General features: G+C 36.0%; 20 protein-coding genes. 7 read left to right on the forward strand and 13 right to left on the reverse strand.

Features of this window, described 5'->3' with window-relative positions:
* Window positions 1-26: 26 nt before the first annotated feature.
* The 6 genes from yhbY to AC5YGB_RS08235 all read right to left on the reverse strand — a co-directional run bounded on the left by yhbY (window position 27) and on the right by AC5YGB_RS08235 (window position 3,957).
* Complete coding sequence (yhbY, locus tag AC5YGB_RS08210) at window positions 27-326, reverse strand: ribosome assembly RNA-binding protein YhbY (RefSeq protein ID WP_496137208.1); 300 nt, start codon at window positions 324-326, stop codon at window positions 27-29.
* The gene (lysA, locus tag AC5YGB_RS08215) at window positions 313-1,566 is read right to left on the reverse strand and encodes a diaminopimelate decarboxylase (protein WP_496137209.1); all 1,254 of its coding nucleotides are present in this window, start codon (window positions 1,564-1,566) and stop codon (window positions 313-315) included. The genes yhbY and lysA overlap by 14 nt, the downstream gene beginning before the upstream one ends.
* Window positions 1,567-1,577: 11 nt before the next feature.
* The gene (lptM, locus tag AC5YGB_RS08220; RefSeq protein WP_496137210.1) at window positions 1,578-1,700 is read right to left on the reverse strand and encodes an LPS translocon maturation chaperone LptM; all 123 of its coding nucleotides are present in this window, start codon (window positions 1,698-1,700) and stop codon (window positions 1,578-1,580) included.
* 33 nt (window positions 1,701-1,733) lie between these two features.
* Window positions 1,734-2,393 carry a leucyl/phenylalanyl-tRNA--protein transferase gene (gene aat / locus AC5YGB_RS08225; protein WP_496137211.1) on the reverse strand — a complete coding sequence of 220 codons (660 nt, stop codon included), beginning with the start codon at window positions 2,391-2,393 and terminating at the stop codon, window positions 1,734-1,736.
* Window positions 2,390-2,941: an ADP compounds hydrolase NudE gene (gene nudE, locus AC5YGB_RS08230; protein ID WP_496137212.1), complete on the reverse strand. Its 552-nt coding sequence runs from the start codon at window positions 2,939-2,941 to the stop codon at window positions 2,390-2,392. The genes aat and nudE overlap by 4 nt, the downstream gene beginning before the upstream one ends.
* A gap of 131 nt (window positions 2,942-3,072) precedes the next feature.
* Window positions 3,073-3,957 (reverse strand): NAD(P)-binding domain-containing protein, encoded by an 885-nt coding sequence (locus AC5YGB_RS08235; RefSeq protein WP_496137213.1) that lies wholly within the window; start codon window positions 3,955-3,957, stop codon window positions 3,073-3,075.
* A 128-nt stretch (window positions 3,958-4,085) separates the two neighbouring features.
* Between AC5YGB_RS08235 and AC5YGB_RS08240 the strand changes: the two genes are divergently transcribed.
* Window positions 4,086-4,709, forward strand: a complete 624-nt coding sequence (locus AC5YGB_RS08240; RefSeq protein ID WP_020023599.1) for a hypothetical protein — start codon at window positions 4,086-4,088, stop codon at window positions 4,707-4,709.
* Here the strand turns inward: AC5YGB_RS08240 and leuB are convergent.
* Together leuB and AC5YGB_RS08250 are read right to left on the reverse strand one after the other, a co-directional pair.
* The gene (gene leuB, locus AC5YGB_RS08245) at window positions 4,706-5,779 is read right to left on the reverse strand and encodes a 3-isopropylmalate dehydrogenase (RefSeq protein WP_496137214.1); all 1,074 of its coding nucleotides are present in this window, start codon (window positions 5,777-5,779) and stop codon (window positions 4,706-4,708) included. The genes AC5YGB_RS08240 and leuB overlap by 4 nt on opposite strands.
* 63 nt (window positions 5,780-5,842) lie before the next feature.
* Entirely contained in the window at window positions 5,843-6,007 is a 165-nt protein-coding gene (locus tag AC5YGB_RS08250; RefSeq protein ID WP_020023601.1) for a rubredoxin, read from the reverse strand.
* A gap of 175 nt (window positions 6,008-6,182) precedes the next feature.
* Between AC5YGB_RS08250 and cysS the strand changes: the two genes are divergently transcribed.
* The 5 genes from cysS (at window position 6,183) to adk (ending at window position 11,495) form a co-directional block, all read left to right on the forward strand.
* Entirely contained in the window at window positions 6,183-7,562 is a 1,380-nt protein-coding gene (cysS, locus tag AC5YGB_RS08255) for a cysteine--tRNA ligase (protein ID WP_496137215.1), read from the forward strand.
* A complete protein-coding gene (gene yrfG, locus AC5YGB_RS08260; RefSeq protein WP_496137216.1) occupies window positions 7,537-8,220 on the forward strand; it encodes a GMP/IMP nucleotidase in 684 nt (227 codons plus the stop codon). Before cysS ends, yrfG begins: the two co-directional genes overlap by 26 nt.
* Window positions 8,221-8,383: 163 nt before the next feature.
* A complete protein-coding gene (locus AC5YGB_RS08265; protein WP_496137217.1) occupies window positions 8,384-9,268 on the forward strand; it encodes an NAD(P)-binding domain-containing protein in 885 nt (294 codons plus the stop codon).
* A gap of 313 nt (window positions 9,269-9,581) precedes the next feature.
* Window positions 9,582-10,826: a diphosphate--fructose-6-phosphate 1-phosphotransferase gene (locus AC5YGB_RS08270; RefSeq protein WP_496137218.1), complete on the forward strand. Its 1,245-nt coding sequence runs from the start codon at window positions 9,582-9,584 to the stop codon at window positions 10,824-10,826.
* Between the two features lie 15 nt (window positions 10,827-10,841).
* Complete coding sequence (gene adk / locus AC5YGB_RS08275; RefSeq protein ID WP_496137219.1) at window positions 10,842-11,495, forward strand: adenylate kinase; 654 nt, start codon at window positions 10,842-10,844, stop codon at window positions 11,493-11,495.
* Between the two features lie 6 nt (window positions 11,496-11,501).
* Here the strand turns inward: adk and lptA are convergent, their stop codons facing one another.
* Together lptA and lptC are read right to left on the reverse strand one after the other, a co-directional pair.
* Complete coding sequence (lptA, locus tag AC5YGB_RS08280) at window positions 11,502-11,987, reverse strand: lipopolysaccharide transport periplasmic protein LptA (protein ID WP_496137220.1); 486 nt, start codon at window positions 11,985-11,987, stop codon at window positions 11,502-11,504.
* Window positions 11,980-12,783 (reverse strand): LPS export ABC transporter periplasmic protein LptC, encoded by an 804-nt coding sequence (gene lptC / locus AC5YGB_RS08285; protein ID WP_496137221.1) that lies wholly within the window; start codon window positions 12,781-12,783, stop codon window positions 11,980-11,982. Before lptC ends, lptA begins: the two co-directional genes overlap by 8 nt.
* 151 nt (window positions 12,784-12,934) lie before the next feature.
* Here lptC and thiE point away from each other — a divergent pair, with 151 nt between their 5' ends.
* Entirely contained in the window at window positions 12,935-13,507 is a 573-nt protein-coding gene (gene thiE, locus AC5YGB_RS08290; RefSeq protein WP_496137222.1) for a thiamine phosphate synthase, read from the forward strand.
* Here thiE and cfa read toward each other — a convergent pair.
* The 3 genes from cfa to AC5YGB_RS08305 form a co-directional block, all read right to left on the reverse strand.
* A complete protein-coding gene (gene cfa / locus AC5YGB_RS08295) occupies window positions 13,479-14,633 on the reverse strand; it encodes a cyclopropane fatty acyl phospholipid synthase (RefSeq protein WP_496137223.1) in 1,155 nt (384 codons plus the stop codon). The two genes, thiE and cfa, sit on opposite strands and share 29 nt — an antisense overlap.
* A 76-nt stretch (window positions 14,634-14,709) precedes the next feature.
* Window positions 14,710-15,222, reverse strand: coding sequence for a disulfide bond formation protein B (locus AC5YGB_RS08300; protein ID WP_496137224.1), 513 nt, complete (start codon window positions 15,220-15,222; stop codon window positions 14,710-14,712).
* Between the two features lie 15 nt (window positions 15,223-15,237).
* Window positions 15,238-15,822: an HD domain-containing protein gene (locus AC5YGB_RS08305; RefSeq protein WP_496137225.1), complete on the reverse strand. Its 585-nt coding sequence runs from the start codon at window positions 15,820-15,822 to the stop codon at window positions 15,238-15,240.
* Window positions 15,823-15,837: the final 15 nt, after the last annotated feature.

A 15,837-nucleotide genomic window follows, 5' to 3' on the forward strand; every position in this document is an offset into this window, starting at 1 on the left:
GAATACAATAAGCTATGTTAAATTTATTATGATCTAGGTAAGATAATATCAGGGTTGTCTTCAAAAGGCCTATAAATAACTATTACGCCCCCAATAACTTGAACTAATTCAGCTTCAGAAAACTTAATAATCTTGTTGATTATCCCTTGCTTTTCATCACGATCGCTTACCCTTAGTTTGATTTTAATGAGTTCATGTTTAAGCATTGTTGACTCAATCTCAGCAATAACTGACTCACTTAATCCATGCTGACCAATCATTACAAATGGATTTAAATCATGCGCCAAAGATCTTAAGTACTTTTTTTGATTATTAGTTAACTTCATCTTTAAATATAGTTTCATTCTCAAATAGTGATTCGATAGTTTCTCTTTTTCGCACCAAACTATGGCTCTTTTCACTCACCATAACTTCAGGCACTCTGGGTCTCGAGTTATAATTTGAACTCAAAACAAAACCATACGCACCTGCAGTTAAAATTGCAATATAGTCTCCTTTTTCTAAAGTTAGTTCTCTATCCTTAGCCAAGAAATCTGAAGTTTCACAAACTGGTCCGACGATATCCCATAAGTCAGTAACGCCCTTTGATTTTTCTTGTATTGAAACCGCCTCATGATATGAACTATAAAGAGCAGGCCTAATCAGATCATTCATTGCACCATCTACAATTGCAAATGACTTAATATCATTTTGCTTCAAGTATTCAACTTTTGTTACAAAAATACCTGCATTTCCAACAATTGATCGCCCAGGTTCAGCCAAAATTTTCATACTTCCAACTTTGCTGATTACCCTATTGATGTAATCCTCAATACTGATTATTTTTTCTTGATCATAAGTTATACCTACTCCACCTCCAATATCAATGTGGTCTAAATCTATGTTTTCTGATTTGAGCTCTTCAATCAGATCTAATGCTTTTTCAAGAGCCTCTATAAATGGAGATTGATCTGTAATTTGAGAGCCAATATGGTAATCAAGTCCACAGACATCAAGATAATCAGAAAGGCTTGCTTTTTTATACATAGACAAAGCCACTTCAGCACTCACACCAAACTTATTTTCAGTCAGGCCTGTTGAAATATATGGATGAGTCTTTGCATCTACATCTGGATTGATTCGTATTGAAATTGGTGCACGAACATTCAAAGAGGATGCCACTGATTCAATCCGTTCTAGTTCTTCCTCAGACTCTACATTGAAACAGTAAATTCCATACTCAAGTGCTTTTCGTATTGAGTTTTCATTTTTTGCAACACCTGAAAAAACGCATTTAGCTGGATCTCCGCCTGAAGCAATAACTCTCTCTAGCTCTCCAAGTGACACAATATCGAAACCAGATCCTAAATTAGCAAGAATATTTAATACTGCAAGATTAGAATTAGCCTTTACAGCATAACAAATAAGGTGAGGATGGGTTCCAAATGAATTTTCAAAAACCTTCCAATTGAATTCTATTTGACTTTTTGAATAAATATAAAGTGGCGAGCCGTACAAATTCATTAAGTCTGAAACTGGCACAGACTCAGCATAAAGATTTTTATTTTGGAAATTGAATGCGTTCAATGGATTTTTCGCTAGTAAGTACTAGTAGTTGATTGAACTGTATCTTTTATCGGCACTAGATCACCCATTCTGCCACATGCTGCTAACGTAATAACAAGTGAGGCCAGTAAAACGAATTTAATATGGTTTGACATTGCGTAATAATCCCTAATTTAATGGGGTATATTTTACACAAAGGCCTTAAGCTGTTGCATAAACAAATCTCTTGGGATATTGTAGGCACCCAAACTTTCTAAATGTCGATTCTCCACTTGACAATCTATTAATTGATAATGACTATTTTGCAATAAAAATGCGAATGCTACTTTTGAAGCATTGCTTACCAATGAAAACATGGACTCACCAAAAAACACTCCTCCTAATGCAACCCCATATAATCCACCCACAAGCTCTCCATTCTCAAACACTTCGTATGAGTGCGCATAACCTTCCTTATGCAAATTTGTATATGCTTTGACCATCTCATCATCGATCCATGTTCCTGACTGACCAAACCTAGGAGCCTCTTGACATTGTCTAATTATATTATTGAATGATGTATCCACTAAAACATCAAATCTTGATGAGTTAATTGTTTTTTTTAAACTTTTTGATAGGTGAAATGAGCTCGGCGTAATAATCATTCTGGGATCAGGAGAATACCAGAGTATAGGTTCATCTTTACCATACCAAGGGAATATACCTCTAGAGTATGCCTCCAAGAGCCTATTTAATGATAAATCACCACCTATAGCGATTAGTCCATTTGGCTCTTTGAGCGCTGACTCTATTTCAGGGAATTTTAATTGATCTTCATCCAGCCAAAATGACTGCGGTATATCTATCACCCTGATCGATTATTAATGATATCTCTTGCCATATAAAGAGCTAGAATGCTTCTTGCTTCAGTTAAGTCTTCGTTATAGGTTAGTTCCTCTAACTCTGAGAGTTTTTTAGGGACGATTTCTAGAGGTTCAGGCTCATCCCCCTCTGCAGTTTCCTCAAACAGATCTTCAGCAAGCACGATGTGCGTCTCACTTGACTGATACCCAGGCGCAAGTGTGATTGTTTTGAGAAAGGTTAACTTATTTGCGCCAAACCCGATTTCTTCTTTTAGCTCTCTACCCGCAGCCTCAATTGGAGTTTCACCCTTATCTATTTTCCCTTTGGTAAGTCCTAATTCATAGCGCTCAGTACCTCCAGAAAACTCATAAATCATGAGGACAGTATCATCATCGAGCATTGGTACAACTAGAACTGCTCCATTTCCTCGAGACATAAGCCTCTCATAGACACGAGTTGCGCCATTAGAAAATTCGACATCAAGTGACTCAAGATTAAAGATTCGACTCTGAGCAACGGTATGAATATTTGTTAATTTTGGCTTTTTTCTCATATCCAATATTATGCCATTTAATAGTGTATGTGGGTTATCACAAAGCACACTCTTGAAATAAGTTAGCTACTAGATAAGAATTGAGGCGAGAAACGGGGCTCGAACCCGCGACAACCGGAATCACAATCTACTTATTTATTTAACTCGTCAAACATCATTAAAGCAGAGGTATCACTATAAGTATGACCTTTATCCATTAAATTAGTATAACGGTCATAGATCTCTTGAGTAAAAGCAAGTTTTGTATTGTTTCCCTCTGCTTGATCTAAGCAGTAGCCTAAATCCTTTACCATCCACTTTATAGCAAAACCAAAATCAAACTCCCTTTGATGCATTGTTTTTCCTCTATTTACCATTTGCCATGATTGTGCAGCGCCTCCTGAAATAGCAGACAACAACTTATCCATATTCAAATTCTCAGATTCAGCAAAAAGCAACCCCTCAGATAAACCTTGTAACAAGCCTGCTATACAAATCTGATTAACCATTTTTGCCAATTGCCCAGACCCAGATTCTCCCATCAGAGTAATACTTTTAGAATATGTTTTAATGATTGAGTCGCATGAATCCAATATGTCAGGGTCACCGCCCGCCATAACGCTTAGAACTCCATTAATAGCACCAGCTTCTCCTCCACTTACTGGGGCGTCAATGAATGCTATATTCTTTGATTTCAATGCTTCATTGAGGTGCTTTGCTAGCTTAAAGGAAGTTGTAGTATGATCAATAAAAATGGAGCCCTTTTTAAGGTATGGCATCATTCCAACATCTGAAAAAACAATTTCCATCATATCTTCATCTCTTCCAGTGCATGTAATAACTACATCAGCATCTTTTACGGCGTCTTCAATAGTTAATGCAACCCTGCCTTCATATTCTTCTCCCCATTGGGAAGATTTTTCTGAGGTTCGATTAAAAACACTTACATTAAATAACTCTGACCCTGATAAATGTCCAGCCATAGGATAGCCCATCGTTCCCAGACCAACAAAAGTCACATTTCTTTTTTTACTCATACTATTCCCTGTTTTTTATGTTGTTAAAAATTAGTATAAATTATACGACAATGTCATCTATACTAGATTCTCAGTTAAGATAAACAACTAACTTTATCCTCTTATCAAAACACTTTTTATATTTATAAATGTCTCTTCCAGCTTATTGGCAGCAATCTAAAGAATTCTTAACGCACGCTGACCCCAAGCTAGCAAAGTTAATTCTCGAACACCAGCAATACAGTATTTCTTCTCGTGGTGAGGCTTTAGAAACACTTCTTCGATCAATAGTTGGGCAACAAATTTCAGTTCAAGCTGCTGCGAGTGTATGGGGAAAGTTAGAAAAAAAAATTGGCAAAATAAAACCAGAAAACGTACTTTTGATGAGCTTCGAAGAACTTAAGTCTTGCGGACTATCAAAACAAAAAGTTCAATACATAATCAATATTTGCAATCATTTTATAAACTTCTCAATTAAAGACCACTTGTATTGGGAAAAGCGCTCATTCAAAAGTATTTATGATGAATTAATTACTATTAAGGGAGTTGGCCCTTGGACTGCAGAAATGTTTGGAATGTTTTACTTGCTGGAAAAAGACATATTTCCAATTAAGGATATTGGAATAATAAGAGCAATGAATCAGATATATGGCGAAGGAAAACCCCTAGACTTAGAAAAAATAATTGCAATTTCAGAAACATGGAGGCCATATAGAAGCGTAGCCTGCTGGTTTTTATGGCGCTCTATTGACAGTGAGGAAGTTCTTTACTAAGTCTCAAGCTCTTCAATGACCAGATCACCCATCTGCTCTGTCCCAACCACTTTGTCCCCATCAGAAGCAATATCCTCTGTTCTATAGCCTTTATCTAAAACCTTGCTTACAGCTGAGTTAATTTTGTCAGCTAATTCTCCTTGATTAAGTGAATACCTAAGCATCATCGAAACAGACAATATCGTGGCAAGAGGGTTTGCTATATCCTTCCCAGAAATATCAGGTGCTGAGCCATGGATAGGCTCATACATTCCAAAATTATTTTGATCCAATGAAGCGGATGGAAGCATTCCAATTGAACCTGTTAGCATTGCTGCACAATCCGACAATACATCACCAAAAAGATTACTCGTTACCATTACATCAAATTGTTTTGGATCTCTAACGAGTTGCATAGCAGCATTATCAACATACATATGAGAAAGCGAAACATCAGGATATTCCTTAGACACTTCCTCCATTACCTCTCTCCATAGTTCGCTCACTTCCAAAACATTCGCCTTATCAACTGAACATACACGCTTTCCTCTTTTTTGAGCAATTTGAAAAGCAGAATGTCCAATTCGTGCAATTTCAGATTCATAATATGTAGCAGAATTTATTCCAAAACGTTCGCCATTTTTTATTTTTACACCCCTTGGCTCACCAAAATAAATCCCTCCTACAAGTTCACGGACAATCATTAAGTCTAAGCCAGATACAATTTCAGCCTTAAGGCTTGAAGCATTTGCTAACTGAGGATATAAAATAGCAGGTCTTAAATTTGAAAACAATTCGAGCTCTGAACGTATGCCTAACAACCCTCGCTCTGGCCTCAAAGCCCTCTCTAAAGGCTCCCACTTTGGTCCTCCAACAGCACCTAAAAGTATGGAGTCACACTCTTTTGCAACTTTTATAGTCTCATCAGGAAGAGGTGTGCCAGTCTCATCATAAGCAACGCCTCCTAGGAGTCCATCCACAAGACTCATTCCCATTGAATGATTCGAGTTTAATGAATCTATGACCTTGACAGCTTGAGCAACAATTTCAGTTCCAATGCCGTCACCAGGCAAAATTAGTACTTTTGACATTATTTATTCCTTATTTCATTTGTGTAAACAGAAACCTCATCTTAGGTTTCGAACCCTTAATACCTAAATTTCTACCATTTCAAAATCTTCCTTTCCAGAACCACAAACTGGACAAGTCCAGTCTTCAGGTATATCAGCCCAAGCTGTGCCAGGAATGATCCCTTCATCTGGAATTCCTTTCGCTTCATCATAAACCCATCCACACATTTTGCATTGAAGTTTCTTCATCATAGGCTGACCTCGTACGAAGTATTTTGCATACTTTCATTAAATTACTATTGAGAAAATAATTATACATTTTGTAAGTGATTAATTGATAATCAAAATTAAAACTGTTGGCCATATGAGAACTAAAATAAAGGGTATTAATATTAACCCAGGAAATCCAGTATAAAATATCGCAATGCTCAAAATTTATAACACACTCACCAACCAAAAAGAAGAGTTCCAGCCTATTGACACAAATAATATTGGGATTTATGTTTGTGGAATGACAGTTTATGACTTTTGTCATATGGGTCATGCCAGAGTATTAGTTATGTTTGACGTGATTACTCGGCACCTAAGGCGGAATTTTTTAAGCGTTAAGTATGTAAGAAATATTACAGATATTGACGACAAAATTATTGCGAGGGCTGCCGAAAATAATGAAGATATCTACTCACTAACAAATCGATTCATTGATGCAATGCATGAGGATGAAAGGGCACTTGGTGTTTTGAGTCCGGACATAGAACCACGTGCTACTGAATCTATCGATAAGATGATAGAAATGATTGAATCTCTTTCAAAACAGGGATTAGCTTATCAAGGTAAAAATGGTGACGTATTTTATTCGGTCAGAAAATTTAAGGATTATGGCAAGCTCTCTGGTAAAAATTTAGATGATCTTGTAGCGGGTGCAAGGGTAGACGTTGAGAGTGATAAAGATGACCCACTTGACTTTGTTCTCTGGAAAAAAGCAAAGTCTGATGAGCCCAGTTGGCCTTCACCTTGGGGAGATGGAAGACCTGGGTGGCATATTGAATGCTCAGCAATGTCAAATCACTTTATTTCAAACCATTTTGATATTCATGGCGGTGGAATGGACTTAACGTTCCCTCATCATGAAAATGAAATTGCTCAATCTGAGGGCTCAAATAACTGTAAATTTGTTAATAACTGGATGCACGTTGGATTTGTCAATATTGACGACGAAAAGATGAGCAAATCTCTAAATAATTTTTTTACTATTCGTGATGTTTTAGAAAAGTATGATGGTGAAACGCTCCGGTATTTTCTTATAAGTAGTCATTATCGCTCGCCTTTAAATTTTAGTGACACCAATATTGAAAGCGCCAAGTCTGGACTAAAAAGACTATACAACGCTACAAAAGGTCTATCTACAACTGCAGATAACATTGGCCCTGAAGCAGATTATGAAGCACGCTTCAACGCTGCACTAAATGATGATTTCAATACCCCTATTGCACTGAGTATACTTTTCGAAATTGCAAAACAAATCAATATTGAGAAAGCCATAAACAATGAAAAAGCATGTGGTTTAGCCAAACAACTAATTAAGCTTGGTAACTCTCTAGGTATTCTTGAATACAATGCTGAAGATTACTTAAAACAGGGCTCTGAATTATCAGAAGATGAAATTTCAAACAAAATTTTACAAAGAGAATCCGCAAGAGCATCAAAAGACTTTGCGTTGTCAGATCAAATTCGTGATGAGCTTCTAGAACTTGGGATTATTCTTGAGGATAGTGTAAATGGAACAACATGGCGCAGAAAGTAATCTAAACATAGACTGGAATCTGATTGATACTGTCTTGCTTGATCTTGATGGAACGCTTTTAGACTTAAATTTTGATCTTGAATTTTGGCTTGAATATATTCCAGAAATTTACTCAAAAAAACATAACATCAAAATAGATGAAGCTAAAGAAGTAATTATATCTATGATTAATTCACAAGAAGGAAAGCTGACTTGGTATTGTCTCGATTACTGGGAAGAGACACTTGACTTAGATATTATGAAACTAAAGGGTGATATTTCTCATTTAATTCAAGTTCATGATCACGCTTTGAATTTCCTTCAAATTGTAAAAAAGCATAATAAGCGCATATACCTTGTTACCAATGCTCATAGAAAAGGAATAAAGCTTAAGATGCAAAAATCTGGACTTCATGATTATTTTGATGAAATCATCTCTTCGCATGACTATGGAGTTCCAAAACAAGAGCAAAAATTTTGGGAAGAATTAAGTAATCAAATTAACTTTAACAAAGAGAGGTCAGTATTTTTTGACGACTCTTTAGATGTCCTTGAATCTGCTTCAAAATATAATATTAAAAATGTAATTGCAATCAGTAGGCCCAGCACTAAAATTCCTAAAAAGCATGTTCCTGGATTTATCAATATAGTAAATTTCATGGAGGTCACTCCAAAATAAGACCTTATACATACTCTTAAGCATTGAGAGGCAGCCTAACTCAATAGCATAAATATTTATATACCCCTCACATACCAAATAAAATTTGAACTTCTATTTGAACTGTAATTTTAGTAATTAAAATATAGCACTTAACTTAAGTACTTCATTAAATAGGTAATTTATGATCAAAAAAAACAATCGAGTTGCATTAGTTGGTATAGGCGCTATGGGAACTGCATTAGCTCAAACCCTTCTTGAAAATGAAATAGAGATTCATGTTTGGAATAGAACCCCAGAAAAGATTGAAGCATTAGCTCAAAAAGGGGCTATAACTTATACTCAACCGCACAAGGCAATTGAATCATGCGATATAGTCATTGTTTGCTTGTCAGATTATGACGCATGGAAAGAGATTATTGACTATGAAAATGTACGCTCCAGCTTAAAAAGCTCCATTCTAGTCCAATTGTCAACTGGAAGTATGGCTGAAGTTGAAGCAAACTCTTTAATTATGAAAGATCTTGATGTGGAGCTAATAGAGGGTTCTATTTTATGTTTTCCAGAACAAATTGGCACAGAGCTTGCGTCAATTATTCTTGCTGGCAAATCAGATGTGATTGAGTCATGTGACTCAATTTTAAGACTAATGTCTCCAAAGATTAGTTACCTTGGTGAAAGTCTTTCCGCTCCTGTAGTCTTAGGTAATGCAATTATGTCTAGTGTATTGGGTTTTTCAGCTGGCCTAATAAATGGTGCTGCCTTATGTTTAAAGGGTGATGTCCCTTTAAAATCGTTTAGAGAACAAACTGTTCATAATTTTGCACGCATGCAAACAGAGCCGCTGCGTATTTTGGATGCTATAGCTAACAAGGATACTGAAAATACACAAGCATCTGTTTCAACTTGGTATGACGCACATTTAAAGTTATTGAAAATCTCAGATAAACTTGGAGTGGATACAAGATTTCATCAAGGATTAAGTTTGATGTTTAAAGAAACAATTGATCAAAACATAGGGGGGCATGATTTATCTGCTATGGTAAAGGTGTTTTCAAACAAGAATTGAAGTTCTCTAAGAAATATAACTGATATAGAGCTTCAGGAGTTTGGGCTTTTAAAATGCAAGACTTTTATCACAAGACTCTTTAATATATTTACTTGCTATTGGCGGTGAAACAAATTGACACATTCATATTGTTTATGCACTTTAAAATCTCTAATTAATAAAATTAAACCCTAGTTTAGAATTTTTCAGAGCCACATTTATATCAAATGATATACTCACATGTTAAAGATAAAAATCTATAAGTTTTGAATAAGACTTCTATACTAAATCCAATTCTAAATCTTTTTTTAACTATTAACAATATCAGAATATTATGAAAAATGCCTTTTATGCACAATCTGGCGGAGTAACAGCTGTAATTAATGCTTCGGCAAGTGGTGTAATTGAAACAGCTCGAAAACACTCAGACAAAATTGGTACTGTCTATGCCGGAGAGAATGGCATCATAGGGGCACTAACAGAAAATCTCATTGATACATCTGCTGAATCGGATGCAGATATCGCTGCTCTAAATCATACACCCTCAGGTGGCTTTGGGTCTTGTCGCTACAAGATGAAATCACTGGAAGCAAATAGGGCTGAATATGAGCGTTTAATTGAAGTTTTTAAGGCACATAATATTGGTTATTTTTTCTATAACGGTGGTGGTGATTCAGCTGATACCTGCCTGAAAGTTTCTCAACTATCAGAAAGTATGGGCTTTCCAATTCAAGCAATTCACATTCCTAAAACTGTTGATAATGACCTACCGGTGACCGACAATTGCCCAGGTTTTGGGTCGGTTGCGAAGTATATTGCGGTCTCTACCATGGAGGCAAGCTTTGACGTTGCTTCAATGGCTGCCACTTCTACTAAAATCTTTGTCCTTGAAGTGATGGGTCGGCATGCTGGATGGATAGCAGCAGCGGGAGGGCTAGTTGACTCTTCGATACCTGTAGTTATTCTGTTCCCTGAAGTTGACTTCAATGAAGAAAAGTTTCTGGCTAAAGTTGATCAAAATGTTAAAGAGTATGGGTATTGCACCATTGTTGTTTCAGAGGGAACTAAGTGGCCTGATGGCACATTCCTCGCTGAACAGGGCACTAGAGATGATTTTGGTCATGCGCAACTGGGTGGTGCAGCTCCAGTTGTTGCTAACATAATCAAAAAAGCTTTAGGCTATAAATTTCATTGGGCTGTAGCAGATTACCTTCAGCGTGCAGCTAGGCATCTAGCTTCAAACTCTGATGTTGAGCAAGCGTATGCTCTTGGAAAGGCGGCAGTTGAAATGGCTCTTGATGGCAAAAATTCAATCATGCCCTCAATAGTTAGAAAATCAAACAACCCTTATCAGTGGGAAATTGGATATGGGGAATTAAAAGATATTGCAAATGTAGAGAAAATGATGCCAGAAAGCTATATCTCCGAAGATGGATTTTCTATAACAAATGCATGTCGTGAATATTTATTTCCGCTTATTGAAGGCGAGAATTATCCACCGTATAATAACGGATTGCCAGACTACGTTGTAATGAAAAAAATTAAGGTTGGGAAAAAGTTACCACCCTTTGAAGTTTAAATAAAAGGTGCTCAAATGAATGTTATTTTATTAGGTCCGCCAGGTGCAGGAAAAGGCACTCAAGCGGCACATATTTGTGAAAAATTTAATATTCCTCAGATTTCAACTGGAGATATGCTGCGCGCTGCTGTAAATTCTGGATCACCTGTTGGGGTAGAGGCCAAAAAAACTATAGACGCAGGAAATCTTGTTCCTGATGATCTAATCATAGCACTTGTTAAAGACAGAATACAGTTGCCTGACTGTCATAATGGTTATTTATTAGACGGGTTTCCTAGAACTATAAATCAGGCAAATGCACTCAAATTGGAAGGAATCAGGATTGATTACTGCGTTGAGGTCAAAGTCCCAGATGATGATATTGTTGTCAGAATGTCGGGACGTCGTGTTCACCTTTCCTCTGGCAGAACATACCATGTTAAATTTAATCCCCCTCAAGAGTCTGGTAAAGATGACATTACCGGAGGAGAACTCATTCAAAGGGTCGATGACAAAGAGGATATTGTAAGAGGCCGGCTAAAGATTTACCATAAGCAAACTGAGCCCTTAGTTAAATATTATCAAAATGATTCAGAAAAACCTGAAATAGGTACAAAGTTCATAGCTATAAATGGCGTTGGCACACTTGAAGAAGTTAAAGAAAGAATTTCAACTGCACTAGTGAGCTAAATCTTTCTATAGTTCAATTTTAAACTTCACCCTTTTGGTTCCGTCTTCTGAACCCTTTACTAGGACCTTATCATTGTCGATGTCATAAGTCAGTGACTCGCCACTAAATGAGTCAAATCCTTGAACTAAGGAGGCATTACCAACTAGAAAAATCATCCCTTCGTTCACATCATAAGTAATTAAGATTGCAGTAGCCTCAATATAGCGAGCCTGACTTTCTTGACTTTGAATATACTTAGCAGGCTGGTCAAGAGTTCCTTGTGCTTTCATTGTTTGGACTCCATCGTTGTTACTTTGAACTTGAATAAGTTGAGCTGCCATAAGTAATGAACCTTGCCTTACTTTTGCATCACCAATAAACTCATTAAAACCAGATGTCTCATTTACCATTACAGATTCAGCCTCAATCTCTATAGGTTGCTTTGCATCGCCAGGCAAAGCGAATGCATGTATCGGGAAAAATAAAGCGGCCAACAAAATTAATTTATTCATAATTTGCAATAACCCCATCCGTTAATTTAAGTTTTTTTGCAATAATATCATAATGCATTTTTTTTGCCTTTATGTCAACTGTATCTGATTGAAAATGTGATGGTGAATCAGACTTAAAAATCTCACCGCCATTTGACTTGTCAATTAGTAGATCATAACTAGTAAGTGAGCTCCCAAAACTATTAAGAACTCTAACATCACCAAAAAGTTTGGTTTTTTCTGAATTCATATTAATATCAACTCCTTTGTCTGAGGTTACTTTATTTTGATTAGATTTATATACTGTTCTATCTTTACTAATATAACTTTTATCATCCACATTATGGGTAATGAATAAATTTTTTGTAACTAAGATTCCGCCATCATCCTGAACAATTTCAACATCACCAATTAGATTTACTATGTCATTATTAGTATTCATATTCATACCCTGGGCTTTGATTTTTGCACTCTCCCCGATATAAAAGACATCTCTATTGCTATTAATTTCATCATCTTTAAAAACTAAAAGCTCGGTATCAATTTGATGAGAAATACCGCTCATAGTTTTAATTTCAACTTCTCCAATAAAATGAATTGAGCCAGATTTAAAAATTTCTGCCTTATTGGACTTTAGAATTAGGGTTTCTTTTTGAAATTCATCAAAAGTTACTAACTTTACAGTTTCTAATTGGATCGGAGAGTTCTTAAAGCTTTTATAAACATCGGCCTTTATGGTATGCAAGAGAACATGGTTTTTAGAATATTCCTTTATAACAAAGTTGTCTATTTTCTCAAGAGTAAGTAGTATTTTCAACTTTCTCTTTATTTGTTACTAACTCTTTATTTGTTTTATTTATAAACGATAAAGATAAAATATTTTTCTGGAATATCCAAATAATACCTACTAAGACTATAATAAAGGTAACAATTGTTCGAATTTTATTAGTTTGTAAAATTGCCATACTATGCTAAATCAGAGAATACAAGGATTGTACGCAATTACTCCAGACAAAGGTTTTGATATGGCCCTTATGGAGAATGCAATTAAAAAACATAAAGTTAATATTCTCCAGTATCGCCGTAAAACTCTAGACATAAAAAATAAGCTCTATGAAGCTAATAAATTGATTGAACTATGTAAGCAACATAATACTTTATTTATTGTCAATGATGATATCAACCTTTATGAGAAATTAGATGCAGATGGCATTCATATTGGTCAAGGTGATATTAATGCTAGACTAGCAAGAAAGGCTCTAGGTGAGAATTGCATCATTGGTGTTACCTGTCATAATAGTATTGAACTTGCGATCGATGCTGAAAATAATAGTGCTGACTATGTCGCTCTAGGAGCAATATTTAAATCAATCAATAAGCCAAAAGCGATTCATTGCCCTCTTTCTATAATCAAAAATATTAGAAAAGATATCAATATCCCTATTGTTGGTATTGGTGGCATTAACTTTGAAAATCAAGGTTTGGCTTATGATGCTGGTTGTAATGCAGTGGCTATGATTGATGGTCTTTTTGGACATTAAATCTGGCATGATTCTTATAATTGTAGCCGCCTTTTATGCCGTTTTTAGACATCACTAGTTGCCATAATTGATTTCTCCGAGATCGAAAGGTTCCAGCACACATTAACAAGTAATACTCCCACATTCGCTTAAATCTCTCATCATATTTTTCTTTTAAATGATCATAGTTATCTTGAAAATTTTCATTCCATGCCGTTAAGGTTTTATCATAATCCTGCCCAAAGTTATGCCAGTCCTCAATAACAAAAATGCCCTGCGCAGCGCCACTAATCTGAGCCGGAGAGGGAACCATTCCATTAGGGAAAATATATTTATTTGTCCAAGGGTCAGTTGATCGTGATGGTGTATTTCGTCCAATTGTATGTAGCAAAAATAACCCTTTGTCACTGAGGCATCTATGAGCAACTTCCATATAATCTCGATAATTTTTATACCCCACATGCTCAAACATTCCTATTGAAACGATTGCATCATATTTTGTATTTAACGCCCTATAATCTTTTAATTCAAAGGTTGTATCTAACCCTTCACAAGATTTTTTAGCATAAATCATTTGCTCTTTTGATACAGTGATTCCATGCACACTAACACCGTAATTTTCTGTCGCATATTTTGCAAAAGCGCCCCAACCACAGCCAATTTCGAGCACGCGCATACCAGGCTTCAGATGAAGTTTTCTGCAAGCTAAATCTAATTTATTGACTTGAGACTGTTCTAAGTTAAAGGCATTTCTCCAATAGCCACATGAATAATTCATTCTTTGATCAAGCATCAATTTAAATAAATCATTGCCAGTGTCATAGTGCTCCTCACCAACAATATAGGCGCGATTTATGTTTTGAGCATTGAATAGATAGGCTTTTAAAACATGTATTAGGAAAGAAGGATTTGTAACCTTGACTTGTTTATCAATTCTGCCGCGAAGTAATCGACAACTAAACTCATCTAATGCTTCACAATCCCACCACCCATCCATATAACTTTCACCTAGCGCGAGTGAACCACCACTTAAAACGCGTGAATAGAAAAGTTCATTATGAATTTGAGGGTCACACAGACGAGAGCCATTGATTTGAATATCAACTGATTCAAATAGCTTAGTTACTGTTTCTTTAAAATCAGCCAAATCTTAAAAATAAGTTACCCCGTTTCCTATAAATCTTACCATATTACGATTTAATATGGAAATTTGCAGATTTTTACTATGAAGCAGACTTAGAATTAAAAATCGCGGTTAAACTTAAAATCAAAATAACAAGGAACCAAACAAAAGACCAGCCAGCCATGCTCAAACCCAAGAATTGCCAAGGTATCTCAGCACAATTCCCATCACCCATAAATAGTGCGTTAATTACGTCAGCAAAAGGGAACACATCAATAATATATTCGAGTGGTGGACCGCATAAAGGAACCTCATCTTCAGGAAGCCCTTGAAGCCATATCTGGCGACCAGAAATCCACAACCCAGCCAAAGCAAAAAGTGATAATAAGATTGAATATAATTTACTAAAATTAATTTTTGGGTTATGAAGGAAGGCTACGAATGAGCTAATGCCTATTAAGCAATAAAAGAACTGCTGGGTAAGACATAGTGTGCAAGGCTCCAGGCCTAGAATTTTCATACTGTACGCAGCATAACCAAGCAGTGAACCAACAATCAAAAAAATGATTAAGTAAATCTGACGTGGTGAAAAATTATTAAAAAAATAACTCATTACAGTTTCCTTATATTATCTATTTCCATGTCTTGCAAGTTGCTCGGAGTCATCTAATCTTGGACTAGAAAAAAACCCATTGATCATAGGTATAAAAAATTCTAACGGCTTTGATTTATAGTCAGGATCAAAACAGTTTTGGTCATAATGATGACAAAATCTTACGGTATCGTCATACCAAGGACTATCAATAAAAGCCTCCCTGGCATTTCTATCGCCGCCAGAGTGGTGCGCATAATAATACATTTGAAAAACACCATGATGCTTAACAATCCAATAGATTTTCTCTGAGACAAATGGTCGAAGAATCGCAGCAGCCATTTCAGAGTGAGAGTGGGGTGCAAGAGAGTCACCAATATCATGAAACAAAACAGCCATAACCAGTTCTAAATCTTCCTCAGCTACAAAAGCTCTTGTTGCTCCTTGCAAAGAGTGTTCGAGTCGACTAACTTGATAACCTGATAGACTAAAATCTAATGCTTTTAAAGCCTCAATGAGTCGAGAGGGGAGATCTTCTAAATATTGATTTTCGAGCTTATCTAGAAAGGCATACTCTTCAGCAGTACCATTTTCCATGCTTATAAAATCAACCTTATTCATAGCTCACATCTTACA

This window comes from Candidatus Pseudothioglobus sp. uisw_142 (genome assembly GCF_059512465.1).